This is a genomic window from Novosphingobium sp. HR1a (assembly GCF_015594425.1).
In the GTDB taxonomy this organism is placed as follows: Bacteria; Pseudomonadota; Alphaproteobacteria; order Sphingomonadales; family Sphingomonadaceae; genus Novosphingobium; species Novosphingobium resinovorum_A.
In genome coordinates this window covers 1-12,709 of record NZ_JABXWS010000036.1, presented here as the reverse complement: position 1 = coordinate 12,709, position 12,709 = coordinate 1, and the positions used below count along the sequence as shown (strand labels likewise).

The 12,709-nt window shown below is 66.3% G+C and carries 9 protein-coding genes and 1 tRNA gene; 2 read left to right on the top strand and 8 right to left on the bottom strand.

Features of this window, described 5'->3' with window-relative positions:
* Positions 1-3: 3 nt before the first annotated feature.
* A complete protein-coding gene (locus HWN72_RS08330) occupies positions 4-1,050 on the top strand; it encodes a dihydrodipicolinate reductase (protein WP_008833354.1) in 1,047 nt (348 codons plus the stop codon).
* Here the strand turns inward: HWN72_RS08330 and HWN72_RS08325 are convergent.
* The 8 genes from HWN72_RS08325 to infA all read right to left on the bottom strand — a co-directional run bounded on the left by HWN72_RS08325 (position 1,041) and on the right by infA (position 9,276).
* Positions 1,041-2,453, bottom strand: a complete 1,413-nt coding sequence (locus HWN72_RS08325) for an efflux transporter outer membrane subunit (protein ID WP_069707735.1) — start codon at positions 2,451-2,453, stop codon at positions 1,041-1,043. The genes HWN72_RS08330 and HWN72_RS08325 overlap by 10 nt on opposite strands.
* Positions 2,450-5,656, bottom strand: a complete 3,207-nt coding sequence (locus tag HWN72_RS08320) for an efflux RND transporter permease subunit (RefSeq protein WP_008832187.1) — start codon at positions 5,654-5,656, stop codon at positions 2,450-2,452. The genes HWN72_RS08325 and HWN72_RS08320 overlap by 4 nt, the downstream gene beginning before the upstream one ends.
* A gap of 6 nt (positions 5,657-5,662) precedes the next feature.
* Positions 5,663-6,898 (bottom strand): efflux RND transporter periplasmic adaptor subunit, encoded by a 1,236-nt coding sequence (locus HWN72_RS08315; protein ID WP_008832186.1) that lies wholly within the window; start codon positions 6,896-6,898, stop codon positions 5,663-5,665.
* 191 nt (positions 6,899-7,089) lie between these two features.
* Positions 7,090-7,165, bottom strand: a tRNA-Phe gene (locus HWN72_RS08310).
* 100 nt (positions 7,166-7,265) lie between these two features.
* Complete coding sequence (locus tag HWN72_RS08305) at positions 7,266-7,457, bottom strand: DNA gyrase inhibitor YacG (protein WP_008832185.1); 192 nt, start codon at positions 7,455-7,457, stop codon at positions 7,266-7,268.
* Positions 7,454-8,428, bottom strand: coding sequence for a ribonuclease (locus HWN72_RS08300; RefSeq protein ID WP_008832184.1), 975 nt, complete (start codon positions 8,426-8,428; stop codon positions 7,454-7,456). The genes HWN72_RS08305 and HWN72_RS08300 overlap by 4 nt, the downstream gene beginning before the upstream one ends.
* Complete coding sequence (locus HWN72_RS08295) at positions 8,421-9,008, bottom strand: nucleoside triphosphate pyrophosphatase (protein ID WP_036524918.1); 588 nt, start codon at positions 9,006-9,008, stop codon at positions 8,421-8,423. The genes HWN72_RS08300 and HWN72_RS08295 overlap by 8 nt, the downstream gene beginning before the upstream one ends.
* Before the next feature lie 16 nt (positions 9,009-9,024).
* A complete protein-coding gene (infA, locus tag HWN72_RS08290) occupies positions 9,025-9,276 on the bottom strand; it encodes a translation initiation factor IF-1 (protein WP_008832182.1) in 252 nt (83 codons plus the stop codon).
* Between the two features lie 314 nt (positions 9,277-9,590).
* Here infA and HWN72_RS31020 point away from each other — a divergent pair.
* A partial coding sequence (locus HWN72_RS31020) for a hypothetical protein (protein ID WP_069707734.1) occupies positions 9,591-12,709 on the top strand: 3,119 nt, incomplete at its 3' end.

The following is a 12,709-nucleotide window of genomic DNA, read 5'->3' as shown; positions in this document are numbered from 1 at the left end:
GCGATGTCGCAAGACGCAAACAGGACTTGGCGTGTCGTCCAGTGGGCAACCGGGAACGTCGGCAGCCGCGCCTTGCGCATGGTCATCGAGCATCCCCGAATGGAGCTGGTCGGCCTGTGGGTCAACTCGGCGGAAAAGGTCGGCAAGGACGCGGGCGAACTCTGCGGCCTTGCCGAAACCGGCATCAAGGCGACCAACTCTCTGGACGAGATCGTCGCTCTCGATGCCGACTGCGTGCTGTTTATGCCGCAGGGGACCGATTGGGACGCCCTGTGTGCATTGCTCGCGTCAGGCAAGAATGTGGTGACGACGCGCTGCGACTTCCATTACCCGCCGCTGATTGATCCCGGGAACCGTGCCCGGATCGAGGAGGCCTGTGCCGCAGGTGGAACCTCGATCCATTCCACCGGTTCGAGCCCCGGTTTCGTCACCGAGGCGCTGGCGATCCCGCTGCTGTCGCTTCAGCGCGGGCATGGGCTGCTGACGATCGACGAATATGGCGACGTATCAAGCCGTAATTCGCCCGACATGCTGTTCAACATCATGGGCTTCGCAGCGCCCATGGCGCCTTTCGACCAGCACCGGGCCGAGCATCTCAAGGGCGACTTCGGCAGTTCGCTTTCACAGATCGCCGAGGCCATAGGATTGCCCTGCGACGAAATCGAGGCAGTCGGCGAACTGTCGGCGGCGAGGCACGACGTGGAGATCGCGGCAGGCAGGATACCTGCCGGTACGGTGGGCGCAATGCGTACCACGATCACCTGCATGCATAAAGGGCGCCCAATCCTGCGCTTCCGTGCCAACTGGTACGCCACCACCGACATCGAACACGACTGGAACTTGCGCGAGTCCGGCTGGCGGGTCACCACCGAAGGGGACACGCCGGTCAAGGTGGACATCACCTTCCCGGTCGCGGAGGAGGACTACGCAGCCTACACCCCCGGACTGACCGCGCATCGGCCTATCAACGCCATCCCGGCGGTCTGCGCTGCCGCTCCCGGCATCCGCACGACCGTCGAACTGCCGCAGATCGTCCCGCTTTACGGCTGAGCAGGCGCCGTTGCCTGATCCCCGCCGAGCACCCGATAAAGCGCGATCCGGTTTCCCGCCTGCGTGAGGCGAACTGCGATCTCCGCCTGCCGCGCGGAATAGAGGCTGCGCTGCGCCACGAGGTTGTCTAGCGAGCCGACGATGCCCCGGCGATAGCTTGCCTCGGTGAGAGTGGCGGCATCCTGCGCGGCGCTGGTGAAGGCGGTCGCGGCGCGCAGGCGTTCGGTGAGCGTCCCCTGGTCGGCGAGGGCGTCGGCGGTTTCCCGGAAGGCGGTCTGGATTGCCTTTTCGTAAGTCGCCAGGGCCGCGTCGCGCTGGGCTTTGGTCACCTCGACATTGGCCTTGCGGCCGCCCGCGTTGAATACCGACCAACTCCCGTCCGCACCCAGCGTCGTCGTACGCGAGGCCGTGTCGAACAGGCTCGACAGCGACTGGCTGGCGAAGCCGATCAGGGCGCTCAGCGAGATCGTGGGGAAAAGCTGAGCCCTTGCCACGCCGATGTCGGCATTGGCGGCGCGCAGTTGGTATTCGGCCTGAACCACGTCGGGGCGGCGGAGCAATACTTGCGTCGAGAGCCCGGCAGGCACTTCGCCGAGGCTGGAGTTGACCTCGTCGATCCCGGTCGGGAGCAGCGCGCGATCGAATTCCGCACCTACGAGAAGGCGGATCGCGTTGATGTCCTGCGCCAGCGCGGCGGTCTGCGTGGCGAGGTCGCCATTGGCGGTTTCCAGAACCTGCTCGGCCTGCCGCAGTTCCGTGCGCGCGGCGACGCCGCCCTTGAGGCGGGCGGACGACAGCCGCACGCTATCCTTGGCGTTGGCCGCAGTAGCCTGCGCCAGCTTGAGCAGGTCGGTGTCGGCGGCATACGTCGCCCAAGCCTGCGCAAGATCGGCGACGAGGCCAAGGCGAACCGTCCGCGCTGCCGATTCCGTCGCCAGTGCTGTATCGCGGTCGGACCGGGTGGCGTTGGCGAGCTTGCCGAACAGGTCCAGCTCGAAGCTGGAGATACCGCCCTGCACCGAATAGCTCATGCCGTTGAGGCCGAAGCCGCCGCCGGTCTCGGTGTCGGTGGCGGAGCCGCTGATGCCGACAGCCGGGAACTGGTTCGCCCGAGTTACGCGCACTTGTGCCCGCGCCGCCGCGACGTTCGCCGCCGCCACGCGCAAGTCGCGGTTGTTGGCCAGTGCCTCCTCGACGAGCGACTGCAGGCGAGGATCGCGGAATATGTCCTTGTAGGACACCACCGGCAGCGAAGCCTCGCTTTGCTGCAGGTAGGCGTCGCCAACCGGCCAGGAGGCCGGGACCGGCAAGTCGGGCTGGACGTACTTGGGGGCCAGCGAACAGGCGCCAAGGGCGAGGGCAGGCAGGACGCCCGCCATCAGGCGGATGCTCATGCGCTTCATGCTGCGTCTCCCGAGCGCCCGCGGCGCTGCTGCAGTTTCTCGTGTGCCGCGGCTAGGCCGTCACGTACGCTGCGGCGCACGAGCACGAAGAACAGCGGGATATAGAAGATCGCGAGGATCGTCGCGGTGAGCATGCCGCCGACCACCGCCGTGCCGATCGCGACGCGGCTGTTGGCGCCCGCGCCGGTGGCGATGGCAAGCGGCAGCACGCCGAAGATGAAGGCGAAGCTGGTCATCAGGATCGGACGCAGGCGGATCTTGGCGGCCTCCAGCGCGGCGTCGATGACGCGCTTGCCCTGGCGCTCGGCTTGCTCCGCGAATTCGATCATGAGGATCGCGTTCTTCGCGGCGAGGCCCATCGTCGTCAGCAGGCCGATCTGCAGGTACACGTCGTTCTCCAACCCGCGCAGCGTGACGAAGGCGATCGCACCCAGCAGGCCGAGCGGGATGACGAGGATCACCGCGACCGGGATCGACCAGCTTTCATAGAGCGCCGCAAGGCACAGGAACACGACGAGCAGCGACAGGGCGTAGAGGATCGGCCCTTGCCCGGAGGAAAGCCGCTCCTGATACGAGGCACCGGCCCATGCGACGCTGACGCCCGGGATATCCGAGACCAGCTGCTCCATCACGTTCATCGCGGTGCCCGAGCTGACGCCCGAGCCTGCGTTGCCCGAGAATTCGTACGCGGGCAGGCCGTTGAAGCGCGAGGTCGAACTCGGCGCCGTCGACCATCCGACGGTGGAGAAGGCGGAGAAAGGTGCCATCTGCCCGCCCGACCCGCGAACGAACCACTGCGCGAGGTCTTCCGGGCGCGAGCGGAACTGCGCGTCGCCCTGAACGTAGACGCGCTTGACGCGGCCCTTGTCGATGAAGTCGTTGACATACGTACCGCCCCATGCCGTCGAGAGCGTGGAATTGACGTTGCCGGGGGTCAGCCCAAACGCGGTTAGGGCACGAATATCGGTGTTGATCTTCAGGGTCGAGACGTCTGGAAGGTTGCTCAGGCGCACACCGGACAGCTGGTCGTTCGCGCTTGCTGCGGCGAGCAGCTTCTCGCGCGCAGCCATGAACTTGTCGTCGGACAGGCCGCTGGCGTTTTGCAATTCCATCGTGAAGCCCGCTGAATCGCCGAGGCCGCGAACGGAGCCCGGCACCAGCACGAAGACCTGCGCGTCACGAAGGCTGCGGAAGGCGGCGCTGGCGCGCTGGACGATGGCGTCGGCGCTGTCCTTGGGGTCGGTACGCTGCGACCAGTCGGTCAGATTGATGAAGCCCTGACCGCTGTTCTGGCCGGATGCACCGCGCCCGCCGCCCGCGACGGAGAACATGCCCGCGACGTTGTGCTTCTCGTAAGTCGTGAAGTACTTCTCGATTTCGCGCTGCACTTGCTCGGTGCGCGAGCGCGGGGTGCCGGCGGGCAGGCGCCATTGCACGCTGATGTTGCCCTGGTCCTCGTTCGGCAGGAAGCCGGTGGGCAGGCGCTGGAACAGCAGGAACGTGCCGACGCAAGTAACCGCGAACAGCGCGAGCCAGCGCCACTTGTGCGCGACGACGACGTCCACCTTGCGCACGTAGGCATCGGTGACGCGCTCGAAGCTGCGGTTGAACCAGGTATGGAACTTCTCCCAGCCACGCGCGAGCCAGGGCAGGTGTCGTTCGATCCAGTTCGGCTCGTGATCTTCCTCACCGTGAGGCTTCTTGGCCTTGAGCAGCGTCGCCGTCAGCGCCGGGCTGAGGATCAGCGCCACCAGCACCGAAAGTACCATCGCGGTCACGATGGTCAGCGAAAACTGGCGGTAGATCACGCCCGTCGAGCCGCCGAAGAAGGCCATCGGCAGGAACACCGCCGAAAGCACCAGCGCGATAGCCACCAGCGCGACCTGGATTTCCTCCATCGACTTGATGGTGGCATCGCGCGGAGACATGCCGGGGTTCTCTTCCAGCAGGCGCTCGACGTTCTCGACCACCACGATGGCGTCATCGACCAGCAGGCCGATCGCCAGCACCAGCCCGAACAGCGTCATCGTGTTGATGGAGAAGCCCATCACGTAGAACACCGCGAAAGTGCCCAGCAGCACCACCGGCACCGCGATCGCCGGGATCAGCGTGGCGCGCCAGCTTTGCAGGAACACGAACATCACGATGACGACGAGGATGATCGCCTCGAACAGTGCCTTCTCGACCTCCTCGACCGAGAGCTTGATGAAGGTCGTGGAGTCGCTGCCGTAGATGTATGTCAAACCGTCCGGCATTTCGGCGGATAGGTCCTGCATCTTCGCCTTGACCGCCTCTGCCGTACGTAAGGCGTCGGCGCCGGGCGCCAGCGAGATGGAGATACCTGCGCCCGGATGGCCGTTGACCCGGCTGACTGCGGTATAGTTGTCCGCGCCGATCTCCACCCGTGCGACATCGCCGATGGTGACGACCGAGCCGTCCGGGTTGGTCTTGAGCACGATGGCGCGGAACTGGTCGGCGGTCTGTAGGCGCGAGCCGGCGGTGACGACGGCGTTGATCGCCTGATCGTCGACCGCAGGCGTGCCGCCGATTTCGCCCGCCGCGACTTCGGTGTTCTGGGCGGTGATCGCGGACGTTACGTCGCTAGGCATGAGCGCCACGGCGGCGAGCTTGCGCGGGTCCAGCCAGATACGCATGGCGTGCGGCGCGCCGAACACGTTGACGTCGCCCACGCCTTGGACGCGCGAGAGCGGGTCCTGGATGTTCGAGGCAAGATAGTCCGACACGTCCTGGTTGGAGCGCTGGTCGGTCTCGTCATAGACCGCCACCAGCAGCAGCTGGTCGGCGTTAGACTTGGTCACGGTGACGCCGCGCGCCTGCACGGTCTGCGGCAGGCGCGGGATCGCGGACTGGACCTTGTTCTGGACCTGGACCTGCGCGATGTCGGGGTCGGTGCCCTTGGCGAAAGTGGCGCTGATGGTCGCCTGGCCGCGGTTGCTCGACTCGGAGCTGAAGTAGAGCAGCCCGTCGATGCCGGTCAGCTGCTGCTCGATGATCTGCGTCACCGAGTTCTCGATCGTTTGCGCCGACGCGCCTTGATAAGTGGCGCGGATGTTCACCTGCGTAGGCGCGATGTCGGGGTATTGCTCGTTCGGCAGGAAGTTCAGCGCACCGAGACCGGTGAGCATCACGATGATCGCCAGAACCCAGGCGAAGATCGGGCGATCGATGAATATGCGGGACATGAACCGTTAGCCGCGCTTGTGGCCGGATTGCGCTGTCTCTGCGCCTTGGCCTTCCTTGCGCGGCTCAACCTTTTGGGGGGCCGTGCTGACAACCGGCTTGATCGGAGCGCCCTGACGCAGGCCGTTGAGGCCTTGGATGATGACCTTGTCGCCCTTCTTGAGACCGCCGGTGACGACCGCGAACTCGTTGTAGGTGCGATCGGCGGTGACCTTGCGGCGCGTAGCCTTGTTGTCGGCGCCGACCAGCATGACGTAGGCACTGCCGTCGAAGTCGCGCTGGACCGCGTTCTGCGGGATCAGGAACGCATTGGGGTCCGATGCCTGATCGAACATCGCCGTCACGAACATGCCGGGCAGCAGCAGGCCGTCCGGGTTCGGGAAGCGGGCGCGCAGGGTGACGGTGCCGGTGGTCTGATCGACCGTGACTTCGGAGAACTGCACGGTGCCCGCCTGCGGATAGCGGATGCCGCCGTCCAGCATGAGGTGGACCTCGGTGCTGCCGGGGGTGACGCCCCCCGCCGCGAGACGCTGGCGCAGACTCGTCAATTCTGCGGCGGACTGCTGCATGTCGACGTAGATCGGATCCATGCGCTGGATCACCGCGAGCGGATCGGCCTGCGTGGCACTGACGAGGGCGCCGACGGTGAACAACTGACGTCCGATCTTCCCGCTGATCGGTGCGGGGACGGTGGTGAAGCGCAGGTTGATCTTGGCCGTATCAAGCGTGGCGGCGTTCTGCGCAATGGCAGCCTTCGCCGTGCGAGATGCCGCCAGGGCGTCGGTATAGTCCTGCTTGGCGACCGCTTCCATATCGGCGAGCGGGCGATAGCGCTCCGCTTTGACCGATGCGGCATCCGCCGTGGCGCGGGCGCTGGCGAGGTTGGCCTGCGCCTGGTTGACTGCCGCACGGTAGAGGCTGGGGTCGATCTCGAACAGGGGTTGGCCTGCCTTGACCGTGCTGCCCTCGGTAAAGAAGCGGCGCTTGATGACGCCGGTTACCTGCGGGCGCACCTCGGACGTCTCGAAGGCGACCGTACGGCCGCTGAGCGTTGCCGAGAGGGGGACGCTGCTGGTCTGCGCGACGATGTAGCCGACTTCGGCAGTGCGCTGCTGCTGGCCCTTTGACGACTCACCGGAGCATGCCGCTAGCGACACTCCGGCAAGCGCGAGGGCGGCAACAGGCAGGAGCGGCCAGCGCCAACCGGAGGGCCGGCGAAGGGCATAAGGGGGGAAGCTGTTCAAGTCGCGCGCCTTGTTGGATGTTGCCCTGTCCTATTCAGCAAAACGGTGCGCGAGCAAGCGCCCATTTCGCAGATGCGACAATTTGCGACTAAAGATCAAAGCCGCATTACAATCCGGCAGGACATGCTGAAATCCATCACGGATGTCCGCAATGACGTTAGATTTCGGGTGCGACACCAAAGGAAAGGAAATGGTGCCCGAGGGCGGATTCGAACCACCGACACTGCGATTTTCAGTCGCATGCTCTACCAACTGAGCTACTCGGGCACTCGTTCGGCGGCGGCCTCTGGAAGAGACCGGCGAGCGGTGTGGGCGGGCCTATGAAGAAGGTGGCCGACCTTGGCAAGCCCTAAATGACGAAGAAATTTCAATCGTCCTGTGGATTGTTTTTTTCCTGCCCGACGAAGTCCTCGGGATCGTGGGGCTGCCCGGGCAGGGCGTAGCCGTCGTCCAACCACTTCAGCAGGTCACGGTCGCGGCACTGCTTGGAGCAGAACGGCGTGAACTCGGCGGCGCGGGGTTTGCGGCAGATTGGGCATTTGCGTTCGGAGAGGGTCATAGCGGCACCGCCTGCGCGAATCCGGCGGCCAGCGCAAGCGTGCGCTCCTCCTGCCAGCGGATCGTGCGCCCGGTGCGCCGCGCGAGGTCGGCGAGCCATTCCTCGCTCGTCGCGGCGCGCACGGCCGGGTGCGCGGTGAGTAGCAGCGCGCCCGGTTCGGCGACATGCTCGGCGCTGCGCATAAGCAGGCGCGCGGCGGCGGCGACGGGGGCGGCACGCACCCGCTGCGGGATGGAGGGGCGTTCCAGCCGCGCGACGAGTTGCACGAAGCCGAAGCCGTTCACCGCCGTGCGCTGGTGCGGCCAGTGGTCGAGCGCTTCGGCCAGAGCCTCGTCCACCGCGCGGCGGTCGTCCTTGCGCTCCAGCGAGGGGAAGTCGATGCCTATGGAGCCGGCAAGGTCGAGCCGCCCGACCGCGTCGGCGATCGCGGGCACGGCGGCCAATGCCAGCGCGGCGAGCGGCAGGATGCCGTCGATATCGATCAGCGTCATCGCCGGGGTCGGCGTCACCACCAGCGATCCGCCCTCGAAGGCGATCACGCCGTCAAGCGCTTCGGCCACGATCTCGGGCCAGGGATCGTCGGGAAAGCGGCGGACCTTCCTGACCGGCAGTCCGCCGCCACGCAGCGATTCGGCAAGGGTGGGAGCAGGGCGAGGGGCAAGATCGCTGGCGCGGGTCTGGGCCAGTTTGTAGCGGCCGGTCTCGGCCATCGCTGCGCGGGTGACGAGCACCCGCTGGCGCGCGCCTTCGCTGGCGGATTTGGGCAAACCGTCGACGAACGCCTCCTCGCCCGAATCGAAGCGAACCGTTCCGCGTGAGGCTCCGGCGCGGCGCGATACCAGCACTGCGTCAGCGACTTCACCGGCGGTCAGCCGGCCCGGCCATTCCAGCCTTGCGGCAAGGACATGGCCGTTATCGACGAGAATCGCGCGGGTTTCGCCGATCCCCTCTTCGACCAGCCATTCAGCCAATGGGGAAGCCTGCGCCCTTCAGCAGGGCGCGCGTCTCGAACAGGGGGAGGCCGACGACGCCCGAGTGGCTGCCGGAAATCCACGCGATGAGGCCTTCGGCGCTGCCCTGGATGGCATAGCCACCGGCCTTGCCCTCCCACTCGCCGCCGGCGATGTAGGCTTCAACCTCGTCTTTGGACAATTGCTTGAAGCGCACGATCGTCTCGTTCAGCCGCTCGTGCAGGGTGCCGCCGGGCGCGCGCAGGGCGATGGCGGAGAGGACGCGGTGCCGCCTGCCCGAAAGCAACGCGAGACATTCGCGCGCGGTCTTCTCATCTTCGGCCTTGGGCAGCACGCGGCGGCCGCAGGCGACTACGGTGTCGCCAGCCAGCACGAAAGCATCGCCGGGAGGCAGCGCAAGCGCCTTTTCCCGCGCCATGCGCCGGGCGTAATCGCGCGGCACCTCGCGGGGATGCGCAGTCTCGTCGATGTCTGCAGCTTCCACCGTGAAGTCGCTCATCCCGATGCGGGAGAGCAGTTCGCGGCGTCGCGGGCTGGCGGAAGCGAGAACGAGTCGGGGGGCGCCATGCCCCGCCGACAAATCTGCCGCAGTCAGGTCAGGACCCGAACTGGCCAGGGCCGCCACGGCCCGGCATGAAGCGGTAGGTGATGCGACCCTTGGTGAGATCGTAGGGGGTCAGCTCGCAGAGCACTTCGTCGCCGACCAGCACGCGAATGCGGTTCTTGCGCATCTTGCCTGCGGTGTGGCCGAGGATTTCGTGGCCGTTCTCCAGCTCGACGCGGAACATCGCGTTGGGGAGAAGTTCGACCACGCGGCCGCGCATTTCGAGGAGTTCTTCTTTCGCCATTGGCGATCAGTTTCCATTGTTCTGGTGTGTCATCGGCGCGCGACATAGCCACGACTCCGCGAAAATGGAAGCCTTGGCGGCATTTTTGCCGTTCGTGTGACTGCTTTGTCGCCATTTGCGCATCGCGCCATGGCCCGCAACGACTTCGCGACGATGCGTACAGTAGCAAGGGCCGCCGGTTCATGTTCGCGCAAGACGATTGCGACAAAATGATACCGCGCCCCCGCTTGTGGTCCGCAAGAGGCCAAGGCAATAGCGCGGGAGGGGAAGGAACACATCACTATTTCACAGATGCACCTTGGCGGAGACTGCACTTGCGTTCCTTACCTCTGATCAGCCTCGTGGCGAGCCTCGCCATGCCGATGCCTGCGTTCGCGGCGGAAGCGGCGGCTGACGCACCTAGCGTGCCGGTCATCAAGGATGACGACTCCGATCCCGACAACCCGCTGGAAGTCCACGGCAACGAGATTCTCGTCACCGCGCCGCGCGTGATCGGCTCGATCGACGTGCCCCAGCAGCCCATTGCGGTCTTCGACGAGAACGACATCGCGTCCTATGGCGTCGCCTCGATCGAGGAACTGCTGGATGCGATCAGCCCGCAGACCGGCAGCGGCCGCGGGCGCGGCGGCTCGCCGGTCATGCTGCTCAACGGCCAACGCATCTCCAGCTTCCGCGAGATGCGCGGCATCCCGCCCGAGGCGATCCGCCGGGTCGAGGTGCTGCCCGAGGAAGTGGCGCTGCGCTTCGGCTATTCGGCCAACCAGCGCGTCGTCAACATCATCCTCAAGGACCAGTTCTCGGCGGTGACGACTTCGGGCGAATACAATCGCCCTACGCGCGGCGGCTACGACAATTACGAACTGGAAGGCGGCCTGTTCAAGATCGCCGGGCCGCGCCGCTTCAACGTCAACGGCAAGCTCGACAACACCAGCATGCTGACCGAGGCCGAGCGCGGCATCACGCAGGACGAATCGCGTGTCTCGCAAGTCGCGGGCGATCCCGATCCGGCGCGCTATCGCAGCCTCGCCGCGCAGGACCACGAACTGACGCTGGAAGGCACGATGACGCAGGGGCTGGGCGAGAAGGGCCTGGCCGGGGCGATCACCGCGACCGGCGGCTATACCCGCTCAAACACGCTCTCGCTTTCGGGGCTCGACACGGTTCCGCTGACGTATGACGGCCAGACGCTGCGCCGCACGCTGGCCGATCCGCTGAGCAACCGCTCGATCACCGATACGTTCGAGGGTGGGCTCGGCTACAGCACGATGCTCGGCGAATGGCAGGTCAGCGCTACCGCCAATGCGACGTATACCGACACGAATACCCGCGTCGATCGCCGTCGCACCGAGACGCAGTACGGCGATCTGCAGGCCGAAGTCGCATCCGGCGCGCTTTCCATCACCGGGGCGCTGCCCAATGTGCCGGGCGCAGGCGTGGACGTCGCGACCACGCGCCAACTGACGCTGTCCAACCTCGTTACCCTGTCGGGCAAGCCGTTCCGGATGCCGGCGGGCGAGGCGAACCTGACGGTCAAGGGCGGGTACGACTTCGATCGCTCCATGAGCGAGGACACGCGCAACACCGTGGGCAACGTGACGCTCCGGCGCGGCGATCTGCTGGGCGGCGTCAATCTGGCGTTGCCGCTGACCAGCAAGGGAGAGGATTTCCTTGGCGCGGTGGGCGACATCACGCTGAATTTCAGCGGCGGACTGGACCACCTGTCGGACTTCGGAACGCTGACGGACTGGAGCGCGGGCGTTACATGGTCGCCGACCGAAACGCTGATGCTGCAGGCGAGCTATATCGTCGATCAGGCCGCGCCCAAGCTGACCCAGCTGGCCGCGCCGATGGTCGAGACATACAACGTCGCGGTCTACGATTTCACCAATTCGCGCACCGCGCTCGTCACCACGGTGACCGGCGGCAATCCGGACCTGAAGAAGGAAACCCAGCGCGACTGGAAAATCTCGGCACAGTGGAAGCTGCCGTTCCTGCAGCGCTCAAACCTGATCGTCGAATACTTCCGCAACCGGTCGAGCAACGTGACGCAGGCGTTCCCCCTGCTGACTTCGGCGATCGAGGACGCCTTCCCTGACCGCGTGACGCGCGACGCGGACGGCAACCTCACCCGGATCGATCGGCGCGCGGTGACTTTCGACGAAGTGAAGACTTCCTCCATGCGCTGGGGCTTTAACATTTCGGGTAGCCTCGGCGGTTCGTCATCGACTGGCGGTTCGTCCGGAGGCTCGTCCGCGCGGATGAGCGCTGCGCCGGTGCAATCGGTCACCGGCCCGAACGGGCCGATGGCGGGCGGTCAGGTATTGAATGGGGGGCAGACGTCCAACGAAGCCGCACGCCCCAACTTCGATCCCTCGCGCTTCGCCGCGATCCGCGAAAAGCTCTGCGCGCCCGGCGCAGGCGATCCCGATCCGGCGAGCCTGCCCGAAGGATTGCGCAATCGTCTCTCCGGTGCGGACGGCAAGATCGACCCGGCCAAGCTCGCCGAGTTCAAGCAGCGTGCCTGTTCGGCCGAAGGGCAGGGGGCCACGCCCGGCGAAGGCGGCGGCCGAGGTCCGATGGACCCCGAGCGTTTCGAACGCATCCGTACCGCGCTCTGCGCGGGCGGCAGTGGCCCACCGGACGTGGCGAGCCTGCCCGACCGCATGCGGGAGCGCATCATGGGCGCCGACGGCAAGGTCGATCCGGCTAAGCTCGCCGAACTGCGTGAGCGTTTCTGTAATGCGCCGACGCCGGCCCCTGGCACGACCCGCGCGCAGGGCGAGCAGCCGGGCTTCCCGCCGCCCGGGGCTTTTGGCGGTCAGCCGCCGATGGCATCGAATGCGGGCGAGCGCGGCGCCGGTGGCACTCGCGCCGAATCGGGCGGACGGGGTCCCGGCGGTGGACCGGGTGGTCCTCCGGGGGGCGGCTTTGGCCCTCCCGGCGGTCGCAATGGCAGTCGCTGGAACCTCTCGATCTATCACACCTGGCGCTTCACCGACACGATCCTCATCGCGCCGGGTGTGCCTGTGCTCGACCAGCTGAACGGCAATTCGACCTCGGCGGGCGGCACTCCGCGCCACACCATTGAGGCCGAGGGCGGCCTGTTCAAGAACGGCTATGGCCTGCGCCTGAAGGGTGAATGGAACGCGCCTGCCCGGGTCGATGGCTCGGGTGCGCCCGGCAGCCAGGACCTGCGGTTCGGCAGTACCTTCGACGTATCGCTGCGTATCTTCGCCGATCTCGGCCGCAACGAGGACCTTGTTTCCAAGATGCCGTTCTTCAAGGGATCGCGCCTGTCGCTCAAGGCCAACAACCTGCTCGATTCGCGGCAGAAGGTGACCGATCAGAACGGGCTCACCCCGATCGCTTATCAGCCCGCCTATCGCGAACCGCAGGGCCGCGTGTTGGGGATCGACTTCCGCAAGATGTTCTG